The organism is Nostoc sp. (assembly GCF_036917375.1).
In the GTDB taxonomy this organism is placed as follows: Bacteria; Cyanobacteriota; Cyanobacteriia; order Cyanobacteriales; family Nostocaceae; genus Nostoc.
Map to the genome: position 1 here is coordinate 25686 of NZ_JBALDN010000119.1, position 23334 is coordinate 49019.

The following is a 23334-nucleotide window of genomic DNA, read 5'->3' on the forward strand; positions in this document are numbered from 1 at the left end:
ACTAAATTGAAGTTAGCTTGCGCCTACCTATTTATTTGTGAAGAAGGAGCGCCATGAAGTCTATAAAACTCCAAATCTTACAAACTTTGTATGAGCAAGATTTTTATGCTTGGGTAGAGCAGACAGCAGAGCTTTTGCGATTGCACCACTGGGACACGCTGGATTTAGAACATTTAATTGAGGAAGTGGTGGACTTGGGTAAGAGTCAACAACGGGCGTTGCAAAGTGCGTTGCGGTTAGTCTTATCACATTTGTTGAAGTGGAAGTATCAACCAGAACGTCGTAGTCACAGTTGGCAAGTGACCATTACCCGTGAGCGACTGAATATAGATGAATTGCTGCAAGAAAGTCCTAGCTTGCGGCGTTTTTTAAATGATGCCGAGTGGATAAATACTACCTATCAAAGAGCGCGACGAGAGGCAATGGTGGAAACAAGTTTATCAGAAGATAACTTTGCGATCGCTTGTCCGTTTTCTGTCGATGAGATTTTAGACTTAGACTTTTATCCGAATGCTGACCAATGATCGTAAGGCAAAAGTGTTGATTATTTAGAGTAAAAATACAGTTGAAGCGCGTCTTGTTTGACAGCAATGTGTTGCTCGATATTTTAGCGCTATCTGAGTGAATAGCTGAGACATAGCGCAATACGGTTCAGATAAGCCCAAAACCCTCATGTAGAGACGCGATTTATCGCGTCTTAAAGACCAATTACCTACACCAATAACCCTTAACTGAACCGTATTGAGACATAGCGTTAAAATCTGTATCAGTTCTGCTTTTTGAGAGACATAGGAATGACACAGCAAGAATTGTTCAATGAGTTTTTATGCCTTCCTGTTGAAGCACAGCGTCAGGTAATCGACTTTATTGCTTTTTTGCGACAAAGATATGCAGTAGTTGAATTAGCCTCTCAGTCGCCAGATTTTGACTTGATAAATGATAGCTTTATTGGGATGTGGAGCGATCGCCAAGATTTAGCTGATAGCACTGCTTGGGTGCGCGGTGTTCGAGAAAATGAGTGGTCAAATTCACATGACTAACTCAACTATCGTTGATACTGATATTCTAATTGATGCAGGTCGCGGTGTTATTGAAGCTGGCCGATCAACGAATAAGTAATAATGATTAAGATTAGGATAAGTTAATTTACACCAGACGTAAATCGTAACTAAGCAAGGGCTACGCTAATAAAACTAAAAGTATGGAACTATACTTAATTCGTCATGGTATCGCCGAAGACAAGGGATTAGGCATCAAAGATGAGGAGCGCAGCCTAACCAAAGAAGGAAGGCAAAAAACTGAGAAAGTTGCCCAGAAACTTGTTAAATTAGGTTTAAACTTTGATTTAATTCTCACCAGTCCCTTAGTACGTGCCCGCCAAACGGCTGAAATCCTAATAGCAGAAAAACTAAGCTCCCAGTTAGAGGAATCTAGCCACCTCGCCCACGATGGTCAAATTTCTAGTTGGCTAAAAGACTGGTTAGAACCAAGAAATTATTCCCAAAATACCCAACTGGCGCTAGTTGGACACGAACCTGATTTAACCAGTTGGGCAGAAATTCTCCTGTGGGGAGAAGTCAAAGAAAGTTTAGTCTTGAAAAAAGCAGGTATGATTGGGATAAAACTACCAGAAACAGGTTCTCCTCTGGGTCGTAGTCAGATGTTTTGGTTGACACCGCCCAAGTACCTGCTATAACAGTTTTTCAACATTTTCGATTGTTGTTAGAACGGCTACTGTTATGGCGACAATAAATTTCTGGTAAGTTAGCTTGATCAGATATTTCACAAAGCGAATGGTGTTGCCATGATGGTGTGCGAATACAAGCCTGGTTTAGAAGGCATTCCCGCCGCTCAATCAAGTATCAGCTATGTTGATGGGCAAAAGGGAATACTAGAATATCGTGGCATTCGGATTGAAGAACTAGCAGAAAAAAGTACATTCCTAGAAACTGCTTATCTTTTAATCTGGGGCGAACTGCCAAGCAAGGAAGAACTAAAAACATTTGAGCATGAAGTTCGTTACCACCGGCGAATAAAATACCGCATTCGGGATATGATGAAATGCTTTCCAGAAAGCGGTCATCCAATGGATGCCTTGCAAGCCTCTGCTGCTGCTTTAGGCTTGTTTTATTCGCTCCGCGATTTACATAATCCTGTCTACATTCGAGATTCTGTGGTGCGCCTGATAGCAACCATTCCCACAATGGTGGCGGCGTTCCAACTGATGCGAAAAGGCAACGATCCGGTACGTCCTCGTGATGATTTAGACTACTCCGCCAACTTTCTATACATGCTCGACGAGAAAGAACCCGATCCTCTGATGGCGCGAGTTTTTGATATCTGCTTGATACTTCAGGTCGAGCATACAATGAATGCTTCTACTTTCAGTGCCAGGGTGACAGCTTCCACCTTGACCGATCCTTATGCTGTGGTTGCTAGTGCCGTCGGAACTTTGGGCGGGCCTCTGCATGGTGGAGCCAATGAAGAAGTAATTCAGATGTTGGAAAAAATTGGCTCTGTGGAAAATGTCCGTCCCTACATAGAGCATTGTCTAGAAACTAAATCTAAGATTATGGGCTTTGGACATCGTGTTTATAAAGTGAAAGACCCACGAGCCATAATTTTACAAGGACTAGCAGAGCAATTGTTTGAGAAGTTTGGGCATGACAAGTTCTATGACATTGCTCAAGAAATGGAACGAGTAGTAGAGGAAAAACTCGGTAGCAAGGGGATTTATCCCAATATTGACTTTTATTCCGGTTTGGTGTATAGAAAGATGGGCATTCCCACAGACTTGTTTACGCCAATATTTGCGATCGCTCGCGTTGCCGGTTGGCTAGCCCACTGGAAAGAACAACTAGCAGAAAACCGGATTTTCCGTCCCACCCAGGTTTACAACGGTCTGCACGAAGTTACTTATACCCCAATTGAGCAACGGTAATTGGGCATGGGGCATGGGGCATTGGGCATTGGGTACAAGAAGCAGAGGAGCAAAGGGGCAGAGGGGCAGAGGGGAAAGACTTACTGCAAGTTCTCCTCTGCTCCCTTGCTCCTCTGCCCCCTTGCTTCCCTGCTCCCCCATCCCTAAATAGCCAATCTCAATGCCAACCATAAGTAGAATTCTCATCTCGCTTCAGGGTGGTCAAACCATCCAACGATATACTAGGCATGGGAATTGGCAACAAATCTTCGATCGGGCGTCATCACAGCAAAAATTAAAAATGGGTGAATTTACAGGTATTAATTTAACTAATAGTTGTAATTCACCATGACTCGATGTCTTAAAGAGCGGAAACATGAATTCAGGAATTGACCTCCAAGGAACTTTTATTGAATCCCTCCGGGATTTAGGTATACCAGCAGGAACAGCCAAAGCGATTTGGATGCCGCTGCCAATGATACTGATGCTGATTGGGGCAACAGTGGGGGTATTAGTTGCTACTTGGTTAGAACGGAAAATTTCTGCCTCCGCACAGCAGCGAATTGGGCCAGAATACCAGGGGCCTTTTGGGTTACTGGTGCCTGTAGCGGATGGACTGAAGCTGGTATTTAAAGAAGATATAGTACCAGCCAAGTCTGACCCCTGGCTGTTTACCCTCGGCCCCATTATTGTTGTAATTCCGGTGTTTCTGTCGTTCCTGATTGTGCCCTTTGGACAGAATATCGTAATTAGCAATGTGGGCATGGGTGTATTCTTGTGGATTGCCTTATCAAGCATTCAACCCATTGGCTTGCTAATGGCTGGCTATGCATCTAATAACAAATACTCCCTCTTAGGGGGCTTGCGGGCAGCAGCGCAATCTATTAGTTATGAAATTCCTTTGGCGTTAGCGGTATTAGCGATCGCTATGATGTCTAATAGCCTCGACACTGTTGATATTGTCAATCAGCAATCTGGCTATGGCATTCTGGGCTGGAACATTTGGCGACAACCAATTGGTTTTCTGATCTTTTGGATAGCCGCCCTCGCTGAATGCGAACGATTACCCTTTGACTTACCCGAAGCGGAAGAAGAAATCGTCGCAGGCTATCAGACTGAATACTCAGGCATGAAATTTGGTCTGTTCTACCTGGGTTCATACGTTAACTTGATCCTTTCTTCCTTACTAGTAGCAATTCTCTACTTGGGCGGTTGGGACTTTCCTATTCCCCTCAACCTCATCGCTGGTTGGCTGGGAGTCAGCGAATTAAATCCCGTGTTCCAGATAGTAACTGCGGCTTTGGGTATCACCATGACCGTGTTCAAAGCTTATTTACTAGTATTTGTCGCCATCCTGTTGCGCTGGACAGTGCCACGGGTACGGATTGACCAACTGTTAGATTTAGGATGGAAGTTTTTGTTGCCAGTTGGTTTGGTTAATCTCCTATTAACCGCCGCCCTGAAACTAGCCTTTCCCTTCGCTTTTGGTGGTTAGTCATTAGTCATTAGTCATTTGTGTATGCGAATGACTAATGACGAAAGACCAAGGACGAAGGACAAGGGACAAATAACGCTGATAGCTTAAAAAGAGAGAGTGAAGCACAATGCTAAAGTTCCTAAAACAAGTTGGTGATTACGCCAAAGAAACGGTACAAGCTGCGCGTTACATTGGTCAGGGTCTTTCTGTCACCTTCGACCACATGCGGCGGCGTCCAATTACTGTACAGTACCCTTACGAGAAACTAATTCCTGGCGAACGGTTTCGCGGTAGGATTCACTTTGAATTTGATAAGTGCATCGCTTGCGAAGTTTGCGTTCGCGTTTGTCCAATTAATCTACCTGTAGTAGATTGGGAATTCGACAAAGCCAGCAAAAAGAAAAAACTCAACCACTACAGCATTGACTTTGGAGTTTGTATTTTTTGCGGTAATTGTGTGGAATTTTGCCCTACTAACTGTCTATCGATGACAGAAGAATATGAGCTTTCCACTTACGATCGCCATGAATTGAACTATGACAACGTAGCGCTAGGTCGTCTGCCGTATAAAGTAACAGATGACCCAATGGTTACACCATTGCGCGAACTAGTTTACCTACCCAAAGGCGTCCTCGAACCCCACGGACTGCCCGCAGATGCGCCACGTGCAGGTGCGCGTCCAGAAGACTTGGTAGAACAAACAGAAAAATAAATGTCATTTGTCCATTGTCATTTGTCCTTTGTCCTTTGTTATTTGACTAATGACCAATGACTAATGACCAATGACTAATGACCAATGACTAACGATCGATGACCAATGACAATTGACTAAGGACAAAAAACAGTGAATCTAGCAGAAGGAGTACAGTTAGTATCGCTTGGCATACTGGGCGTGATGATGATTGGGGCAGCCATTGGTGTGGTGCTGTTCTCCAATATCGTCTATTCTGCCTTTTTGCTAGGGGGTGTGTTCATCAGCATAGCGGGAATGTACCTGTTGCTAAATGCTGATTTTGTTGCAGCTGCACAAATACTAATTTACGTTGGGGCGGTTAACGTGCTGATTTTGTTTGCCATTATGTTGGTGAACAAACGGCAGAATTTTGTAGCATTTCCCAACTCTTGGGTGCGGAAAGCACTTACGGGTGTAGTCAGTGTAGGATTGTTTGGTCTTTTAAGTACGATGGTGCTGGCTACTCCCTGGGCTTACTCAGCTGCTCCTGTGGCGGGTGGCGAAAGTTCTATAGTTTTAATTGGCGAACATTTCTTCACTGACTTTTTACTGCCTTTTGAACTAGCTTCCATTTTGCTGCTGATCGCAATGGTAGGAGCAATTATTTTGGCACGCCGCGAGTATTTGCCAGACCTGTTGACACCATCCAAACTGGGGCAAACTGTTTTGACTTTGCAAGAACGCCCTAGAGAACTAGTATCAACAACCAGCGAAACAAAAGAGTAATATTTGCAACCTGAGTCGCAGATAAACAGCCAGATTTTTTCAGGAGGGATACTCAGATTCATGCAACTCCAGTACTTTTTATTACTAGCAGCAGCTTTATTCTGCATTGGCATCTATGGTTTAATTACTAGCCGCAACGCTGTGCGAGTGCTGATGTCAATTGAATTACTGCTTAATGCTGTTAATCTGAATTTAATGGCATTTTCCAACTTCCTCGACTCAACATTAATTAAGGGTCAGGTTTTCACAGTATTTGTGATTACCGTGGCCGCAGCCGAGGCGGCGGTGGGTTTAGCGATCGTGCTGGCCATTTATCGCAACCGCGATACCGTCGATATGGAGCAGTTTAATCTCCTGAAGTGGTAATTGTGCGTGCAACTCAAGCAGGTAATCATTGCTTATAAAGCGCGGGATGCCCGGAGTAAACAATGGGCAGAAATCTGTGCAAAACAACTAGAAAGCCGCGATTGCCAAGTGTTGATGGGGCCTAGCGGGCCGAAAGACAATCCCTATCCAGTCTTTTTGGCTTCGGCGGGTCAACCAATCGATCTCGCTTTGGTTCTCGGTGGCGATGGTACTGTTTTAACTGGTGCCAGACATTTAGCCCCAGCTGGTATCCCAATTCTGGGAGTGAATGTGGGAGGTCATCTGGGGTTTTTAACTGAGTCAGTGGAAGAGTTTCAGGATACAGAGAAAGTTTGGGATCGGCTGTTTGAGGATCGTTATGCTATCCAACGACGGATGATGTTACAAGCTGCGGTGTATGAGGGTCATGGATCTAATTTAGAACCAGTGAGCGAACGTTACCTGGCTTTGAATGAATTCTGTGTCAAACCCGCCTCCGCTGACCGAATGATCACCTCAATTCTGGAAATGGAAATCGACGGTGAGGTAGTCGATCAATACGTCGGGGATGGGTTGATTATTTCCACTCCTACAGGTTCTACAGGTTATACCGTTTCTGCGAATGGGCCAATTATGCATGATGGTATGGAAGCCCTTACCATCACTCCTATTTGTGCAATGAGCCTTTCTAGTCGTCCCCTCGTTTTACCCCCTGGTTCTGTGGTGAGTATTTGGCCTTTGGGGGATTACGATTTGAGTACCAAGCTGTGGACAGATGGGGTTTTGGGAACTTCAATTTGGCCCGGACACCGTGTTGATGTACGGATGGCAGAGTGTCGGGCTAAATTTATTATTTTGCGCGAGAACAATTCCTACTATCAGACGCTGCGAGAGAAGTTGCTGTGGGCAGGTACAAGGGTTCACTACAGCAATAATCATCGTAATTAATTAAGTATTTTAGAGTGCATTTACCGAAAATTGCGATCGCCTACACTTGTTATGCGATCGCAACCAAAATTATCCCAGCCCCTGGATTTATCTGGGGGCTTTCTACTTAAGGAGAGAAACCTATACATAAATGTATTGGCTCTTTAAAGTTTATTGTAAAATCTCGCCTCATCTCAATTCAGTCCTAGTTCTTCCTTCAACTCCTCCGGTATATTAACTGCTGTCTCTAATCCCCGCACCCCTTCCCACTGCTGCTTTTTACCCCAGATCATCTCTTCTAGATTGGCGTCGCTAAGGTCTGCACCACCGAGAATGGCGTAACTAAGGTTGCTATGGCTAAGATCCGCGCCGTTGAGGATAGCACCACTGAGGTTACTGCCACTGAGGTTAGCATTGTTAAGGTTGGCATAGCTGAAGTCTGTGCCAAACAAGATCGCGTCAGTGAGGTCAGCACCACTGAGGTCGGCGTCGTTGAGAATCACGCCGCTGAGGTCAGCTTCGTTGAGAATCACTCGACTCAGGTCTACACCGCTGAGGTCGGCACCTAAAAACATTGCACCGTTAAGTCTGGCATTGTTAAGTTTGGCACCATTAAGTTTGGCATAGCTGAGGTCTGCGGCAACCAGGATAGCATCGCTGAGGTTGGTACTGAAAAGAATTGTGTCACTGAGGTTAGTACCGTTGAGGATGGCGTGACTCAAATCAGCACCACTGAGGTCGGCGCGGCAAAGGTCGGCATGGCTAAGGCTGACGCTATTAAGGTTGGCTTCACTCAGATTTGCACCGAAAAGGATGGCGTTACTTAGGTCAGCATGGCTGAGGTTAGTGCTGCTAAGGTCAGCGCGGTTAAGGTCGGCGCGGCTAAGGTCGGCGCGGCTAAGGTTGGTATTGCTAAGGTCGGCGCGGTTGAGGTCGGCGCGGCTAAGGTTGGCACAGCTAAGGTTAGCACCACTGAGGTTGGTGCTGCTGAGGTCGGCACCGCTGAGGTTAACACCCGTAAGGTTGGCACCGCTGAGGTTGGCATCGCCGAGGTTGGCACCGCTAAGGTTGGCACCGCTGAAGTTTACGCCAGTTAAGTTGGCATCGCCAAGATAAGCAAGGCTTAGGTCAGCACCGCTAAAGTCTGCCCCGGTAAGGTTGGCATCGCCGAGGTAAGCACCCTTAAAGTTGCCACCTTTGAGAAATTGCCCAACTATACTGCTAAAGTTGCCAATTTCCAGGGCATCGCTATAATTGATAATCCGCAGCAGTTGGGATGTGAAAAAATTGTCTGTGTCCGGTTGGGCAGATGGGTAGAAGTTGATTTTTTGTTTGAGTTCATCTTGCCCTTGAGCGTAACGGTGTAACTCTAGTAATAAAATCAGTACGTTCAGCCCTGTATATATGTCTACCTGTCTCAATCCGATCGCAATATTTTGTGCCGCAAGCTTTAACTTTGTTTTCTGAGGCAGGTTATCATCTGGTGTGCCATCGATAAATTCTCCCTGACACCAGCGACGATAAAAATCTTCTAGCCGCCCAAAAAGCAATTCTAAACGAATTTTTTGATCAGTCACAACCAATTCCATTAGTTGCTTGACTATCTCAGGTTTTAGGGCAGCATTGCCCAATAAATCATAAATCTCTTCATACATCTGGCGATCGCATACTTTAAAGTAAAACCCAGTGGATAAGGTGCCCAATGGGCGATCGTCTATCTGAGAAGTCAAACCGTTCTTTGGTACTGTCCATTTTTCTAAGCTTTTTTGCAGTCTTGCAGAGTATAAATATTCTTGCAAATTATCTTGAGCTAATCTAACGCTTTTGTCTGGTTCTTTAATATTTTTTCCTAGAGGTAAAACTGCTTCAGTTTCTAGGGATGTGGCCTTTGGCATCTCTTGTAACCTTGTACCCCTCACATAATTTCTCAGCAGCTGCCAAACTTGAGATAAATATGTTGACATTTTTGTTTCCGTTGTTACATTTAAATAACTGTTTTTGATAATCCTGTATTAAAAACTTTTCTATGCCAGTTTGCTTTGCATTCCCAAGAATCAATAGTATAAATAAATACTATAGTAAAAAAATCATGAGTTGGCGATATTTAGGGCAGGCTACTTCTTAATGAATTTGCCAACGGTGTTTTTGGATGGTGGCTTCTCGCTCACCTGTAGTAGCCTTAAGCTTCCTCTCATAATGTAAATAAAGTGTTAACTTCAAAATTATTTCCCAGCTCAACTAATTCTATGATTTAGCTAATTTGTTATACTTTTCCTCCAAGGAATTTCCTAGTGTGATGTAAAAATCATACTTACTGTTTATAGAAGATGCAATTGTTAGAAAGAATCCTACACTAAAACAGCACAACAAAGCTGAAAAATGGCAATTAAAATTTAAGTTGAAAGTTTATTGCCTAATATAAAGCGGCTAAGATAAGCGCTATAGGGCAGGCTATATGGCTTTGCAAAAGTTAAAAATTAACGAGAGATAGTTATCAGGTAATGAATGCGATGAACAGATTAACCTTTTATATGATTTTGTTACATAGTTTGTTTTTAGGGATAGCGACAGCTAGCGCTAAGTCACCGTTTTTTAACAATGTTGATACAGCCAAGGATATTGTTGGAGAAAATGTGGTTAAAATCAGAAGGGGAGAGAAATCCAATAGTCAGTTATCCCCAGAAACTTATTCAACGAAAATCTCAGCGTTATCATCAAATAATATTAATATTCCTCAGAAACAGAAGCTACCGTCAAATCAAGTTTGGGTAGTTAATCAAAAGAAACACGCACAACCTCAACCGTTTATTTGGATAGTAAAAAACCTGAAAGAAGCAGGTAAACAGCCATTTTTACAAGTTGCCAACCCCTCAGAGAAAGCGAATGCAAAGCCTAGTACTACCGCGAAACCAGCAGCAAAGGATGATTTAGAGCCATTTAACGAAGTAATTAAAAACACCCAAAAGTCAGGGGGATTGTTCACTCTTTATCGTAATAAAGAAAAGAACAAAATTTATTTAGAAATTAAGCCAGAACAACTTAATAAAAATTACCTAGCTACGGCAACCCTGGAATCGGGTATTGGCGAACGGGGTATTTACAGTGGTATGCCTCTGCAAGATTTTTTATTTTATTTCAAACGAGTCGATGATAAACTACACTTTGTCATTCGCAATGTGAATTTTCGCACTCGTGAGGGAGATCCCCAAGTGCGATCGCTGACGCGATCATTTAGTGATTCTGTTCTCTACACCATTCCCATTAAAAGCATTCATCCAGAACGCAAAACTATTCTCATTGACTTGGAAGATTTGTTACTTACAGACTTAGCTGGATTATCTGGAGATTTAGGAGTTCCAAAAACCACAAGCCAGTCCTATTTTGGGACTGCTAAAGCCTTTCCCCAAAACTTAGAAGTCGAGTCAATTTTGAATTACTCTAGTAGCGTTGACGGCGACAATGAAATTGCAGGCTTTGGGTCGCTAGCTGACAGCCGTGGCTTTACCCTGCGCGTCCACTACAGTTTCTCCCAACTACCCGATCTAGATTATCGACCGCGCCTTGCTGACGATCGCATCGGCTATTTTATCACCGCCTACCAAGATTTATCCAAAGACGACGATCGCGGCGATTCTTTTGTCCGCTATATCAATCGCTGGCATCTAGAAAAACAAGACCCGAAAGCAGTCATTTCTCACCCCAAAAAACCGATTGTTTTCTGGATTGATAATGCTGTGCCCTTAGAGTACCGCGATGCGATGAAAGAAGGCGTTCTCATGTGGAACAAAGCCTTTCTCAAAGCCGGATTCAAGGATGCAATTGAAGTCCGCCAAATGCCAGATGATGCTACCTGGGACCCGGCAGATATTCGTTACAACACAATTCGCTGGATTAATACAGTCGATGGCTACTTTGCGATGGGGCCATCTCGCGTTAACCCATTGACAGGGGAAATTTTGGATGCAGATATTCTCGTAGATGCTAGCTTTATCCGGGCACTCAAGGGGGAATATCGCAAAATCGTTCAACCCAGCCAAACAGAAAATCGCACGACTTTATCAGCTTTGATGCAAAATCGTCTACTTTGCGCCAATGGTTTAGATGGAAAAAACAATGGTGTACCCCAGAAGATGCAAGGACAACAAGGGTTGTTGAATCGTTTGTCGAAAATGGCAGGCGAGTACGATTTATGCTATGGCATGGAAGCTGCTAATCAGTTTGCCTTTGGTTCACTGGCAATGTCTCTGCTGCCTGATACTATGGCTACTCCAGACAAGGTAAAAGAATATATTAATCAATATTTACGTTTAATCATCGCTCACGAAGTTGGACATACTCTTGGTTTACGTCATAACTTCCGTGGTAGTACACTGCTGCCACCACAGGAGATGAATAATACGGAAATTACTAAAAATAAAGGTCTGACAACTTCTGTCATGGACTATATTCCCCCAAATATTGCCCCTCAAGGTACAAAACAAGGAGATTATTTTCCGAGTATGGTGGGGCCTTATGATGAATGGGCAATTAAGTACGGCTATACAACAATTCAGACATCAACTCCTCTAGCAGAAAAGCCAATTTTGGAGGAAATTGCTGCACAATCTTATAAGCCAGAGTTGAGTTATTCCACAGATGAAGATGTATATGACCTTGACCCCACAGCTGATGCTTGGGATAACAGCAGTAATGTGCTGCTTTATTCTCAGTGGCAGTTAAATAATTCGCGGGTGATGTGGGATCGTCTGGATAAACGTTTCCCAATGGCTGGTGATAGTTACAGCGATGTGAGCGAACGTTTTAGCACAGTATTGGGTAACTATTTCCAGCAAATATATTACACCACAAAATACATCGGAGGACAATCTTTCTATCGCATTCACCCCAGCGAGATACCTGCCGAGAAAGTCTCTGGAGTTCCTCAACACCGTTTACCATTTGAACCAGTACCAGTTGAAGAACAACGCCAAGCTTTAGAAACGCTACAAAAATATGTATTTGCAGAAGATGCCCTGAGTTTTTCACCAGACTTACTCAATAAATTAGCACCTTCTCGTTGGCGACATTGGGGTAGTTCTCCACAAGTTGGTCGTTTGGATTTTCCCATTCATGACTTGGTGCTAATGATGCAGGGTTCTGTGTTGCGAGATTTACTCTCAGGCGACCGCCTCTCTCGTCTTAAGGATATTGAACTCAAAACTCCTCAAGGAAAAGCACTGACTCTACCAGAACTATTTGACACTTTGCAGTCAGATATTTGGACGGAAGTTATCCAACCAAAAGGTAAACCAATGAAGATCGCCAGCTTGCGGCGAGGCTTGCAGCGTCAGTATTTGGACATTTTGACTAGTATGGTGTTGCGAAAAGAAAATGTTCCAGAAGATGCTCGTACTTTAGCTTGGTATAAACTCAAACAGCTTGATGAGAAGTTAAAGGGAGTTAATTCCGAAGATGAATATACCAAAGCGCACTTATTAGAAACGCGCGATCGCATTGAGAAAGTTTTGAATGCCCCATTGCAAACAAATTAAAAAAGTTAGGAGTGAGGAGTTAATAGTAAAATTCCTCACTTTTCTTCTTTTCCCTAATTTTGGCAAAATATATTGATTATGCTGTGGGATAAAGGCTTTTTGCTTAAGTATTTTTGAATTTAAAATTGAGGTGGCTACATTTTGGAATTTCGATAAGTCAATATATCTAAAACTTGATGTTCTTCTGAATAAATACGGTTGTCTATTAAATTTATCATTAATATATTGAACAATTAGAGTAATATATAACCGAAAAAAAGTATTTTATGAATGCCATTTTTCTGACTTTCCAAATATTTATTTGGAGTATACCTTTTTTATTAGCTCTTGCTTTATTAACTCTACTAAACCTCAATCAATTTTTCGGATTCTGGTTACTATCGCCTTATGATTATCCCTTTAGTTATGTCATATCCTTATTTATTTCACTATTTTCCAGTATAATTTTGCTTTAGATAATTAAAAATAATAATAAAGACTACAATCCAATAATCTTGGCTTTATTTTTATTTGTAGGCTGTATATCAAGATTAAGTGTAAATACACAAATCGAATCATTTATTAGTGGTTTATTTTCCATGTTTATTGGTTTATTGATCTTGGTTACGGGTATTTCTAAAAATGCAGCTATTTTTGAACTAATTATTTGGATAGTAAACACAATAAACCTAACTTTTGGAACTGTAGTTTTTTATTCATATCCTCTTATATGTTTCCCATTTAGTGTAACTAATGCCATGTATAAAAACCCAAAATGAGGCAGCAGATAATAAAATCTATCTCTGCTACCTCTGCATTATCCTAACTACTCAATGCTTTTAAGAACCGTTGCAAACTCTTAAACACACTGGGCTTTCTCGCAGGTGTCGCGTCTGTTGTTGTTTGCGGTTGTCCTTTTAAAAGAATGAGATCCAAATCATCACCAGATGGTTTTGTGGGTAATTCGGCAATTCTTTGATATTCGCCGTTGGTTTCTAGCCAAACTTCCCACTGTCCTGGGTAGCAGCGATATAGGGCACTTTGATCGTCTATGGGGCGCACGTAATAGGCGGATTCAATGGTACTGATAAAGCGATCGCGGATTTTTCTCGCTGTATAACCAATGCCCACGGTTCCAGCATCTTCTAAACGGGGATTTAACAAGACTAAAGGGCGATCGCCTATTACTTCACACAGCTTTTCCAACTGCGGTACTTCTACCGATGTGGGGGCGATGAATAAGAAAATTTCATCCTCTGGCTGAATTTTTGTCTGCAAAGAAGCAGCCCTACCCGTACCAATATCCAAAATTTGAAATGGTGCATCTGCCCAATCACGACGGGCTAAAGCCGCAGCGCCAGCGTCAGCAAAGAAAATCTTCAAACGGGAATCGTAATCTGTAAATGCTGGCAGAAATTGTTCCGCTACCGGCATAAACTTCAGTTCTGGGAACAGGAACTCAACTTGTAAGCGAGTACAACCATCTGCAAGAGCAGCTTGGACGGCTGTACGAGATTGGGCGATCGCATCTTCAAGACTATTTGGAAGTTCACTCATAATCTGCATGGTTCTGTAGTGTCTACTCCCATTGTTTCAGTATTGGCTCTGAATTAGGACTTACGCAGACGAGATCGCCCAATCCCCTGAAAACGCAGGGCTGTTTCATTGAAAGCGACGAGAAACTCCATTCCGTAAGTGGCGTGGAGTTTTTCATTTCAGTATAGTGTCTTGTTTTTTATAACTTTGGTTATATCTCTATTGATGACTAATAGTGTTCAGCTTGAGTATTACCCTAACAATGTAAAAAATAAATCATCAAATATCTCCATTGAACTCAGTCGCCAGCAGGAGGATACTGAGCGCAATATTTTTTACACTAGAAAATAAAACTTAGGAACAGCGTATGCCTCTTCATAAACTTGAACATTTTGACCAAAATTATCGAGATACTTTTGGCGGAGACGATCTCAAAGCGCTGGATCTTTATACTGGCGGTGGGGACAGAGTTGGCTCAGTTGCTGACGTTTTAGTTGATGATGATGGTCATTTCCGGTATTTAATTATTGATATAAGCTTAGATTTTGTTAGCAAGAAAATCTTACTACCAATTGGTCTTTGTCGGATCAGTTATCCAGAAAGACGCGTCTATGTTGATGGGTTAAGCAGACAGCAAATAGAAGGTTTACCCGATCATACAGAAGACGCGCTCGTTAATAATGATTACGAAGAAAAGGTACGTAGTGTATTTCGTTCTCCAACCAGCGGTGTGACTTACGATCGCGATACATACAATTATCAAAAAGATCCAGATTTATATGGGTTGAATGAGCAATCTCATCAAACTTTTAAACTCTATGAAGAACGATTAATTGCCAACAAACAACGTATCAAAACCGGAGAAGTAACGGTTGGTAAGCATATTGAAACAGAAACTGTAAGCGTTACAGTACCCGTTCAAAAAGAACGAGTTCTGATTGAGCGAGTTACGCCAACAGAAGCAGGAAAAGCTATAAATCCCAATGAACTTCAGTTTCAAGAAGGGGAAGTAGCACGCATAGAAGTGTATGAAGAAACTCCTGAGATACATAAAGAAGCATTTGTGCGTGAAGAAGTCCGGGTGAAAAAAGTAGTAGAACGGGACATTGTAGAAGCAGAAGACACCATTCGTCGAGAGGAATTGGATGTTGATACTGTGGGTAATTTAGATGTGCAATAAAATGCGATCGCTAGACATGAAGCTATTTAATTAGCTGGCCGATGAATTTGTTTAGTAGATTTATTTGAAATAATCATCCAGGCAAAGTTAATTTTTCTCTTTGCCTGTGTTTATTTTATTCAACAACAATATTCCCGACTTACTTATAAGAAGTAGGAAATTTGACTATTCAAAAAATTTGTATTTTTGTATATAAAAGACACAAAACTTTGTGGTGGGAATTCTAATAGTAATATATTTGGCAAATCCCGCGTACTAAAGCTAGACATATCTTTACAAAACTAAAGTGAATGCTCCTAATTTCGCGTCTCTTCTCTAGTTAGATATATCGAGCAAAACTATCTATAACTTTCGATTATTTAACTCTAGAAATAATTCATTCGGCAGAAGGATGTACAAAAATAAATAAATGTCTAGTTTAGTTATTAAGAGATGACAAAAAAATATTTGAGGTAAAACATAATGGTTCTTTACAAACTAGAAGATTTTGAGCCTAGCTATCAAGAGAGTTTTGATGGTCATGACATTAAAGGTCTGGGTGTCTATACACAGGGAACTGATGAAAAGGTTGGTACTGTTAGCGATATTTTAGTTGATGAAGAAGGTCATTTTCGCTATCTAGTTGTTGACTTAGGCTTCTGGATTTTTGGTAAAAAAGTATTACTACCAATTGGCCGCGCCCGTATCGACTATAACGTCGATCGCGTGTACACAATTGGCTTGACTAGAGAGCAAGCTGAAGATTTGCCTGAGTTCGATGAACGTCAAAGCCTTGATTACGACTATGAAGAACGGGTGCGTGGGGTATATCGCCAACCCACAGACTACAACCTTCCTATAGAAGCTTCAACACCATTAGATCCTTTAGCTGCACCATTAGATCCTTTAGCTGCACCTGTAGCAGCACCATTAGGTACAACTCCCACTTACGCTCGTGATAGCTACACTTACGATAATGAGCCTGCTTTATACGGGTTAAATGAGCAAGATCATCAAACTCTGAGATTGTATGAAGAACGGTTAATTGCCAGCAAACGACGCCAAAAAACTGGAGAAGTAACGATTGGCAAGCATGTTGAAACTGATACCGCACGGATTGCAGTGCCAGTAGAAAGAGAACGAGTTGTAATTGAACGCGTAACTCCAGCAGATGCGGGTACGGCTGTTTCTGGGCGCGAAGCAGACTTCCGTGAAGGCGAAGTTGCTCGCATAGAAATCCATGAAGAAACTCCTGATGTTCGCAAAGAAGCATTTTTGCGTGAAGAAGTCAGAGTTAGAAAAGTGGTCGATCAAGACACAGTTGAAACTCAAGAAACTGTGCGTCGTGAAGAGTTAGATGTGAATTCTGGTAATCTTCCGATTGAAGAACGCTAACTATACATAGTCATTAGTTGCTAGCTAATGACTAATAATTAATTCTACACAGTACAGGTGAAGCTGTTGAATTAGCTTTACCTGTCCTTACAAGAGCTGATACCATTTACAATACTTTTCGGATAAACCCAACAATCTCTCTTTTGGTTTGGGAAAAGGTTAAAGTGAAAGGGGTAAAGGTAGATTAAAACCCTTACCCTTTCCCCTTTGCCCGAAAAGTATTGATACCAGTTAGAATTTTTGATTGCAAATATTACTCTGGATATGAGTTGGATAAATCCATCGATCGCAAATACTTTCTAAATGGTATCCAGATGATTAATACATTTAATTGAGCTAAGTAGAAAGCAGTTAGTAAACTTTCCAGATGAATAGCCAAACTATGGCAAAAAATACTTTACAGGCAAAGGGTAATTCTCGCACTGTCTCCTCGCTGGCAGATTTAAGAAAGAAGGTAAACAATTTTGCTGTGTTTGATAATCAAGGTCAGCTAGTAGGAGTAGTTCATGATTTAATTGTGGATGGTAATCGTCGGCTAAACCTGGTGATATCGAGCCAGGCTAATCAAAAAACTGCTGAATATAGCCGGCAGTTAGCTGATAAACATCCTTCTTTATTTCAGTTGCAGAGCCAGAGAATAAAAAAAATAGACAAGCCGACTCAATCTGTTTTCATCGACTTAAACAAATCAGAAATTGAATATATGCCTGAATATTTAGAATCAGAAACACCAGGCGATTTTAACTTAACTGAGCAAGTAGCTAACAATCAAACGACAAATAGCCCAGTTGAGTCATTAAATAATTTAGAACAGATTCCTGAAGAACAGATTATTCGTCTACTAGAAGAACGACTATTTGTTGAAAGCACTAAGCGTAAAGTTGGTGAGGTAATTGTTCGCAAAGTAATTGAAACCCGGATGGTACAAGTTCCTGTCCGGCGTGAAAAGCTAGTTGTGGAACAAATAAGCCCAGAACACAAACAACTCGCAGAAATTGATTTAGGACAAGAAGAAATTTCTAGCGGTGATTTGACCGAAGTAGAAAGACTTGAAGCTACACATTTTGATAACGGTTTAACGGTAAGCGGCGAGTTTAGCTCACCTAAAATTGCTAATTTATTATTGAATGCGATCGCACTAGAGCGAAATAACGGCTGCAAGCAGGTGCGTGTTACCATTGCTGTTGAAGATGAGTCGCACCAGAAAAAATACCAGGAGTGGTTTGACCGCTGTTCTAAAGGTCAATTACTAAAGCCATAACAAGTTTCTAATAAGTTTCTAGCAGATAAATTAGTAGGGTGGGCATTGCACACCCTATTTTTTTGCTGATTTAAGAAAAGAAAGTCTAAATTTCCACTGCCCAATTGTCTAGAGTGAATGTCTCTAAAGCAACTTAATTTACAATACTAAGTAGTTGGGGTTCTTTTGGCTACTTGCAATGAAATTTCGACTGAAGAGACTTTCACTTAAGAAACGACAGCGTTCGATCCCACCGATTAAGATTCAAGTTCAAGATGGAAAATTTGAAATTATAGGTATGGGTGCATGGCATTCCTACTGGCGCGATCCTTATCATCTGCTGTTAACGATTCCTTGGATTGGCTTTCTGCTGCTAATTTGTACTTTCTATATAACGATTAATGCTCTATTTGCCCTAGCTTACTCGATCGGAGGAGATTGTATTGCCAACGCCCAACCTGGCTCTTTTTTAGATTTATTTTTCTTTAGCGTCCAAACCCTAGCATCTATTGGCTATGGGGCAATGTATCCGAAAACAACTTACGCCAACATTATTGTCACGATTGAAGCAATGATCGGTTTGGTGGGAATTGCTGTGATGACAGGACTAGCGTTTGCTCGGTTCTCTCGACCTACAGCCCGTGTACTTTTTAGCCGTGTTGCTGTCATTACACCTCATAATGCGATGCCGACTCTGATATTTCGCAGCGCTAATAAGCGTCGCAATACGATTCTGGAAGCGCAGATGCGAGTCTACTTGATGCGCGACGAAGTAACCCTAGAAGGACAGTTCATACGTCGCTTCCACGATCTTAAACTGGTGAGGAACCAAACACCTAGCTTCACGTTAAGCTGGTCAGTGATGCATGTCATTGATGAGTTTAGTCCTTTGTATGGGATGACACCAGAATCGTTAACCCAGACAAATACTATGCTGATTGTCTCTTTGAGTGGCATTGATGAAACGGTTGCACAGGTTGTTCATGCCCGTCATAGTTATGGTGCGAATGAGATTTTGTGGAACAATCAATTTGTTGATATCTTTTACCACACACCCGATGGACATCGCTACATTGATTACAACCGCTTCCATGATGTTTTACCCTTAGAGTGAAGGGGTGAAATTTCTGAAAGTTACTCGAAAGTTTGATTGAGTGGTGGTTGTAAGGGTTTAACGACCACTCGACCATTTTCAATTACAGTGCAACTTTTAACCGCACTCTTACTGTGGTTAACTGGCACATCCTGGCACTGGTTTTGGTGGGAGATATTTTGCTCTTGTTGTTGGTTGAGGACGACAACACAACAGGCGCAGGAAGCAAGGGACATATAACTTAATTTTGATCTCTATATCTATTATCGCGCTACTGATGCTGTTTGACTGAAAAATTTGCTACTCATGTATTTTGCTCGTCCAAAGCTCCTGTCAAATTTATGGTAAGTACTTGCTTTATTGTGCTTGTAGCCTGTTTGATATATCTAAACCAATTCAACAGGAAAGCGGTTATAGATCCCGCCCCGCTTTCCTCCCTGCTTAAACTTGTTTAAACAGGGTTAGATAGTGGGTTTTTCTAATGAAAAAATTTTTGAGATATCTGGGTTTAGGTTTGCTATCTACGTTCTTGACCGCTACTCCCGGATTGGGGGCTGAACGCATTAGCTTTTATTATCCTCCCTTCGGCGAATTTTCCTTATCGGTGGATTCGCTGGAAACCTTTGCGAAAGTTGGCAAAATCGATCAAGATTTGTCATTTTATGCTAGCCGTGCGACTCCCGAACAACTCGCTCAACTGCGGGATCTACTCCAGCAGCGCTTTAATGTCACTCCTACACTAGTATCTCAAGTTACTTACTCACCGATAGGCGAGCAGTTGGTGCAACAACTGGGAAAATTACTTCTCACTGAGTCTCGAAAGAATGGCTTTTATGCCATACGTGCCTCTTTAATTTTGTCAGCTGCCGATCAAAAAGAGGGGTTAACGGTTGTGAATTTACTGCGGAAATTTCCTAGCGATACTATCCGGGTGAATTTCACAGAGGGGTTGAGGATAGTCGATGACTTGTCGCAATTGATCAAAAGAAAGGATGAAGTTTTTGCCTCTCTGCAAAAAGAAGCGATCGCTCAAGCAGCCACTTCTAAAATTGATTTCTCCCAAAAACCAGATTTGCGATCGCCAGGAAAATTCACCTGGCAGAAAAAAAGCCTGGAGTTAAATGACATTTCTCGCTCGCGCCGTCTACCTGTAGATATCTATCTGCCGTCAGCAGGTTCACAAAAACCTGGAGAATTACTCTCCCCTCCCTTTCCCCTGATTGTAATTTCTCACGGACTGGCCTCAGACCGCTCTACCTTTGTCTACCTGGCCGAACATTTAGCATCTTATGGTTTTGCTGTTGCTGTACTGGAACACCCTGGTAGTAATGCCGAACGCTTTCAACAATATTTTGCGGGTTTAGCAGGGCCGCCTGATGCAGCAGAATTTGTCAACCGACCTTTGGATATCAAATATCTACTCAATGAACTCCAGCGTTTAGATAAATCCGATCCCACACTCCAGGGAAAATTCAATTTTCAGCAAGTTGGGGCGATCGGTCAATCCTTTGGTGGTTATACTGTTTTGACTTTAGCAGGAGCCAATATTAACTTTGGGCAATTGAGGCAAGATTGTAATCCCGATAATTCATCCTTTAATTTATCGCTGTTTTTGCAGTGTCAAGCAAACGATTTACCTCCAAAGAATTACGAACTTAAAGACGATCGCATCAAGGCCATCATTGCAATTAATCCCATTGACAGCACAGTTTTGGGTCAGGGGGGAATCAGTCAAATTAAAACTCCCGTCATGTTGGTAACAGGTAGTCAAGATATTTTCGCCCCACCCGTATTTGAGCAAATTCGCCCCTTTACCTGGCTTTCTGGCTCTAATAAATACTTGGCTTTGATCGAAAATGCCACCCACTTTTCAGCGATCGCCGAACCTACTCCTCAAAACGATGTCTTACCTGTACCACCTGCCTTGCTAGGCCCCGATCGTGCTGCTGTTTATTCCTATCTCAACGCCCTCAGCGTCGCTTTTTTAGAAACCCATCTCCTTAACCGTCCTGAATATCGTTCCTATTTGCAGCCTTCCTACGCTACATTTATCAGCAAAGAGCCACTTAATCTCAGTATTTTACAGTCGTTGTCGGTAGCTCAGTTCGATCGAGTTTGGAGTGGGTCAACTCCCCAGTCAAGCAAACCATCAAATCCTCAACCTACTTCTACCCCTTATCAACCTTTGAGGCAATGAAACAGCCCTGTTGCTTTTGCAGGGAGGTTGGAGAGATCAAAGACCCTCACCCTAAATCCCTCTCCCAAAGGAGAGGGACTTTGGAATGAACTTTAAAATTCGCTCCCCTTCTCCCAAGTGTGGGAGAAGGGGTTGGGGGATGAGGGCTAGTTTTACATTCGTTCTCAATGGCGTGGAATACAAGAAAAAGCCTACAAATCTGTTAGCAACCTTGCTTTTCTCAGAATAAATGTCATTACGGTTTCTTTTTTGGAAATGATATCAGCTGTAACTTCCATCCCTGATTGAATGGGATAGGATTTATCGTCCCTTTTTAAATAAGGTCTTTCTGCTTCAATTGTCACCTCATAGTAAGGCGCAATTGGATTGCCGTTAACTTGAGATGTAATAGCGTCGGCGGTTATGGCTCTAACAGCTCCTTTAAGGATGCCGTAATCTGGGTACGGATAGGCAGAAAACCGCATTTGTACTTCCCCTTCTGAACATTTTGTTACTTGTACGACTTTACACACCTGTAGTTTGCTAATATCAGAAGCGGCAACACGGGCTTTGATGACCAGAGGTGCCTTACTAGGAGCAATTTGAGCGATCGCATCCCCAGCACGAACAACTTACCCAGGATTCCTTAATTCTAGTTTCAGGATAGTACCTGCCCCGGAAGCCTGAATTACAAATTATTGGTCTGCTTTCATTAGCTTCTCCCATCCTGCTCCAAATTCTGACGGATGATGTACTTGTTCGGGGTGACACCCAGCTTCTTGCTGCTGTGGTTATTGCCGTTGTAGTAATGAATTTGGTATCAAGTAGTCTGCAACTATAGGACTCCTATTTGATTTTTGAAAAAACTCCGTACATCTGAAGAGTGGGGAAATCAAAGATAGTGTGTCGAATAAACCACTCAAACAGTCCTGATTTTAGATGAATCAACAGCTGGACTCGATCCAGTTAGTGAAGCTCAAGTTTTGAATCAGCTATTGTTGCATCGCCAAGGCAAAACTACGATTCTGATTAGCCACCGTCCAAGAGTAATTGCCTGTGCTGATTGGATTGTGTTATTAAATCAAGGCAAATTACAAATCCAGGGAACTGTGGAAGATTTGTGTGCCCAACCAGGAAACCATTTAGACTTTTTAATCCCTTAGAGCTAATTTGTAAACTGGAGTAAAGTATTTGTCTCGTAGGGGTTTCAGGAATTTGAATCAATCAAGGGTTAATTCTCTGAAAGTCATGCCCAGCAATAAATTGGGTATCCTTAAGATTTTCTTTACGAATCAGCTCTTAATTAAGTACTCCAACACGACTTTGGAGTACTTCAATACGACTTTCAAGTACTTCAACACGACTTTGGAGTACTTCAACATGACTTCGAGGTATCTGTTGCTTATATAGCAGTCCTAAATCATTCGTGAGAATTTGAGATTGAGATCAAAAGTGCGATGCCTGCTCTGGGCTAAGGAAAGAAACCCAACATTTTGCTTGGTTTTTTGGGTAACGCTTACGCTCAACTGAACTTATACCAATTCTCCAAAATGAGGCAACAGATGTAAATCAGGAAAGTCTTGCTGCAAGTAAGTCGATTTAACTGTGGAATAATAATGACTAATTACGTAAATATACGGGGTACGATTTTTGGCGGAATCATCAATTAGGAATTATATTGAATTACAGTTAGATACAGTTAGATACCCAAATTTTCTAATAAATCGGGGATCTTATTGTTCGCAAATGATTCAAGTTTGCTAGGAAGGAGGCAAGTCTCAAGCATTACTTGGATGAACTCAAAGCTAAACCCAAATAAATTACTATTTATTCTAAAGTTTTGGCAGATAATTGTAGACAACGATCTAGCCATTTTTGATTGTTTTCAATAAATAAAAGTCATCAACCTTTATTTTCAATAAAACAGTAAATATACTGTTGCAATTATATAAGTTAGTTGAGACTTCTAACTATTGCAACCATAAGCCAAAATGCTATATGTCTTTTTTGTTTCTAAACCATGAATTAAATATCACAATTTCCTAAAACAGGGCTATTTGTCAGGAAAATGAGATATTTATACTGAGGGATTCATAA

Annotated in this window: 19 protein-coding genes and 2 pseudogenes; 17 read left to right on the forward strand and 4 right to left on the reverse strand. The window is 41.9% G+C overall.

Translation table 11 applies throughout. From position 1 onward, the window contains the following. The first annotated feature begins 53 nt into the window (after nt 1–53). From V7K45_RS32700 to V7K45_RS32745, 10 genes are all read left to right on the forward strand, one after another. The gene (locus V7K45_RS32700) at nt 54–524 is read left to right on the forward strand and encodes a DUF29 domain-containing protein (RefSeq protein ID WP_335010137.1); all 471 of its coding nucleotides are present in this window, start codon (nt 54–56) and stop codon (nt 522–524) included. A gap of 270 nt (nt 525–794) precedes the next feature. After that, nucleotides 795–1040 carry a hypothetical protein gene (locus V7K45_RS32705; RefSeq protein ID WP_335010139.1) on the forward strand — a complete coding sequence of 82 codons (246 nt, stop codon included), beginning with the start codon at nt 795–797 and terminating at the stop codon, nt 1038–1040. Between the two features lie 161 nt (nt 1041–1201). After that, nucleotides 1202–1696, forward strand: coding sequence for a phosphohistidine phosphatase SixA (gene sixA / locus V7K45_RS32710; RefSeq protein ID WP_335010141.1), 495 nt, complete (start codon nt 1202–1204; stop codon nt 1694–1696). Nucleotides 1697–1804: 108 nt separating this feature from the next. After that, nucleotides 1805–2941, forward strand: coding sequence for a citrate synthase (locus tag V7K45_RS32715; protein ID WP_335010143.1), 1137 nt, complete (start codon nt 1805–1807; stop codon nt 2939–2941). A 160-nt stretch (nt 2942–3101) separates the two neighbouring features. Continuing rightward, nucleotides 3102–3272, forward strand: coding sequence for a hypothetical protein (locus tag V7K45_RS32720; protein ID WP_335010145.1), 171 nt, complete (start codon nt 3102–3104; stop codon nt 3270–3272). Between the two features lie 24 nt (nt 3273–3296). Next, nucleotides 3297–4415 carry an NADH-quinone oxidoreductase subunit NuoH gene (nuoH, locus tag V7K45_RS32725; RefSeq protein WP_194045704.1) on the forward strand — a complete coding sequence of 373 codons (1119 nt, stop codon included), beginning with the start codon at nt 3297–3299 and terminating at the stop codon, nt 4413–4415. A 109-nt stretch (nt 4416–4524) separates the two neighbouring features. Continuing rightward, complete coding sequence (gene ndhI, locus V7K45_RS32730) at nt 4525–5109, forward strand: NAD(P)H-quinone oxidoreductase subunit I (protein ID WP_229462911.1); 585 nt, start codon at nt 4525–4527, stop codon at nt 5107–5109. A gap of 132 nt (nt 5110–5241) precedes the next feature. Continuing rightward, complete coding sequence (locus tag V7K45_RS32735; protein WP_322672193.1) at nt 5242–5856, forward strand: NADH-quinone oxidoreductase subunit J; 615 nt, start codon at nt 5242–5244, stop codon at nt 5854–5856. A gap of 60 nt (nt 5857–5916) precedes the next feature. Beyond that, nucleotides 5917–6222, forward strand: coding sequence for an NADH-quinone oxidoreductase subunit NuoK (gene nuoK / locus V7K45_RS32740; RefSeq protein ID WP_006199065.1), 306 nt, complete (start codon nt 5917–5919; stop codon nt 6220–6222). A gap of 6 nt (nt 6223–6228) precedes the next feature. Continuing rightward, nucleotides 6229–7149: an NAD(+) kinase gene (locus V7K45_RS32745; protein WP_099102632.1), complete on the forward strand. Its 921-nt coding sequence runs from the start codon at nt 6229–6231 to the stop codon at nt 7147–7149. 173 nt (nt 7150–7322) lie between these two features. Here the strand turns inward: V7K45_RS32745 and V7K45_RS32750 are convergent, their stop codons facing one another. Then, nucleotides 7323–9092 carry a pentapeptide repeat-containing protein gene (locus V7K45_RS32750; protein WP_335010148.1) on the reverse strand — a complete coding sequence of 590 codons (1770 nt, stop codon included), beginning with the start codon at nt 9090–9092 and terminating at the stop codon, nt 7323–7325. Nucleotides 9093–9638: 546 nt separating this feature from the next. On the opposite strand from V7K45_RS32750, the gene V7K45_RS32755 reads away from it, so the two are divergent. Next, entirely contained in the window at nt 9639–12659 is a 3021-nt protein-coding gene (locus V7K45_RS32755) for a zinc-dependent metalloprotease (protein WP_335010150.1), read from the forward strand. Nucleotides 12660–13460: 801 nt separating this feature from the next. On the opposite strand, the gene V7K45_RS32760 is transcribed toward V7K45_RS32755, so the two are convergent. After that, on the reverse strand, nt 13461–14195 hold the full coding sequence (locus V7K45_RS32760) for a DUF1995 family protein (RefSeq protein ID WP_335010152.1): 735 nt from the start codon (nt 14193–14195) through the stop codon (nt 13461–13463). A gap of 346 nt (nt 14196–14541) precedes the next feature. On the opposite strand from V7K45_RS32760, the gene V7K45_RS32765 reads away from it, so the two are divergent. The 4 genes from V7K45_RS32765 (at nt 14542) to V7K45_RS32780 (ending at nt 19082) form a co-directional block, all read left to right on the forward strand. Beyond that, on the forward strand, nt 14542–15354 hold the full coding sequence (locus V7K45_RS32765; RefSeq protein ID WP_335010154.1) for a DUF2382 domain-containing protein: 813 nt from the start codon (nt 14542–14544) through the stop codon (nt 15352–15354). 462 nt (nt 15355–15816) lie between these two features. Continuing rightward, nucleotides 15817–16728 (forward strand): DUF2382 domain-containing protein, encoded by a 912-nt coding sequence (locus tag V7K45_RS32770; RefSeq protein ID WP_335010156.1) that lies wholly within the window; start codon nt 15817–15819, stop codon nt 16726–16728. 367 nt (nt 16729–17095) lie between these two features. Further along, complete coding sequence (locus V7K45_RS32775; protein WP_335010158.1) at nt 17096–17989, forward strand: YsnF/AvaK domain-containing protein; 894 nt, start codon at nt 17096–17098, stop codon at nt 17987–17989. Between the two features lie 178 nt (nt 17990–18167). Further along, nucleotides 18168–19082 carry an ion channel gene (locus tag V7K45_RS32780; protein ID WP_335010160.1) on the forward strand — a complete coding sequence of 305 codons (915 nt, stop codon included), beginning with the start codon at nt 18168–18170 and terminating at the stop codon, nt 19080–19082. A 20-nt stretch (nt 19083–19102) separates the two neighbouring features. On the opposite strand, the gene V7K45_RS32785 is transcribed toward V7K45_RS32780, so the two are convergent. Then, a complete protein-coding gene (locus V7K45_RS32785) occupies nt 19103–19297 on the reverse strand; it encodes a hypothetical protein (protein WP_335010162.1) in 195 nt (64 codons plus the stop codon). A 245-nt stretch (nt 19298–19542) separates the two neighbouring features. Here V7K45_RS32785 and V7K45_RS32790 point away from each other — a divergent pair, with 245 nt between their 5' ends. Further along, the gene (locus V7K45_RS32790; protein ID WP_335010164.1) at nt 19543–21258 is read left to right on the forward strand and encodes an alpha/beta hydrolase; all 1716 of its coding nucleotides are present in this window, start codon (nt 19543–19545) and stop codon (nt 21256–21258) included. Nucleotides 21259–21449: 191 nt separating this feature from the next. Here the strand turns inward: V7K45_RS32790 and V7K45_RS32795 are convergent. Beyond that, nucleotides 21450–21857 (reverse strand): annotated as a pseudogene (locus V7K45_RS32795) (HlyD family secretion protein); the annotation flags it as partial. A gap of 294 nt (nt 21858–22151) precedes the next feature. Here V7K45_RS32795 and V7K45_RS32800 point away from each other — a divergent pair. Continuing rightward, nucleotides 22152–22400, forward strand: a pseudogene (locus V7K45_RS32800) (peptidase domain-containing ABC transporter); the annotation flags it as partial. Between the last annotated feature and the right edge of the window lie 934 nt (nt 22401–23334).

What these genes read in the sequence shown, in the direction of transcription:
- V7K45_RS32770 (WP_335010156.1), top strand. Translation starts at nt 15,817, where the DNA reads ATGGTTCTTTACAAACTAGAAGATTTTGAGCCTAGCTATCAAGAGAGT.
- ndhI (WP_229462911.1), top strand. Translation starts at nt 4,525, where the DNA reads ATGCTAAAGTTCCTAAAACAAGTTGGTGATTACGCCAAAGAAACGGTA.
- nuoK (WP_006199065.1), top strand. Translation starts at nt 5,917, where the DNA reads ATGCAACTCCAGTACTTTTTATTACTAGCAGCAGCTTTATTCTGCATT.
- V7K45_RS32785 (WP_335010162.1), bottom strand. Translation starts at nt 19,297, where the DNA reads ATGTCCCTTGCTTCCTGCGCCTGTTGTGTTGTCGTCCTCAACCAACAA.
- V7K45_RS32700 (WP_335010137.1), top strand. Translation starts at nt 54, where the DNA reads ATGAAGTCTATAAAACTCCAAATCTTACAAACTTTGTATGAGCAAGAT.
- V7K45_RS32715 (WP_335010143.1), top strand. Translation starts at nt 1,805, where the DNA reads ATGATGGTGTGCGAATACAAGCCTGGTTTAGAAGGCATTCCCGCCGCT.
- V7K45_RS32760 (WP_335010152.1), bottom strand. Translation starts at nt 14,195, where the DNA reads ATGAGTGAACTTCCAAATAGTCTTGAAGATGCGATCGCCCAATCTCGT.
- V7K45_RS32765 (WP_335010154.1), top strand. Translation starts at nt 14,542, where the DNA reads ATGCCTCTTCATAAACTTGAACATTTTGACCAAAATTATCGAGATACT.
- V7K45_RS32720 (WP_335010145.1), top strand. Translation starts at nt 3,102, where the DNA reads ATGCCAACCATAAGTAGAATTCTCATCTCGCTTCAGGGTGGTCAAACC.
- V7K45_RS32790 (WP_335010164.1), top strand. Translation starts at nt 19,543, where the DNA reads ATGAAAAAATTTTTGAGATATCTGGGTTTAGGTTTGCTATCTACGTTC.
- V7K45_RS32755 (WP_335010150.1), top strand. Translation starts at nt 9,639, where the DNA reads ATGAACAGATTAACCTTTTATATGATTTTGTTACATAGTTTGTTTTTA.
- V7K45_RS32750 (WP_335010148.1), bottom strand. Translation starts at nt 9,092, where the DNA reads ATGTCAACATATTTATCTCAAGTTTGGCAGCTGCTGAGAAATTATGTG.
- V7K45_RS32775 (WP_335010158.1), top strand. Translation starts at nt 17,096, where the DNA reads ATGAATAGCCAAACTATGGCAAAAAATACTTTACAGGCAAAGGGTAAT.
- V7K45_RS32780 (WP_335010160.1), top strand. Translation starts at nt 18,168, where the DNA reads ATGAAATTTCGACTGAAGAGACTTTCACTTAAGAAACGACAGCGTTCG.
- nuoH (WP_194045704.1), top strand. Translation starts at nt 3,297, where the DNA reads ATGAATTCAGGAATTGACCTCCAAGGAACTTTTATTGAATCCCTCCGG.
- V7K45_RS32705 (WP_335010139.1), top strand. Translation starts at nt 795, where the DNA reads ATGACACAGCAAGAATTGTTCAATGAGTTTTTATGCCTTCCTGTTGAA.
- sixA (WP_335010141.1), top strand. Translation starts at nt 1,202, where the DNA reads ATGGAACTATACTTAATTCGTCATGGTATCGCCGAAGACAAGGGATTA.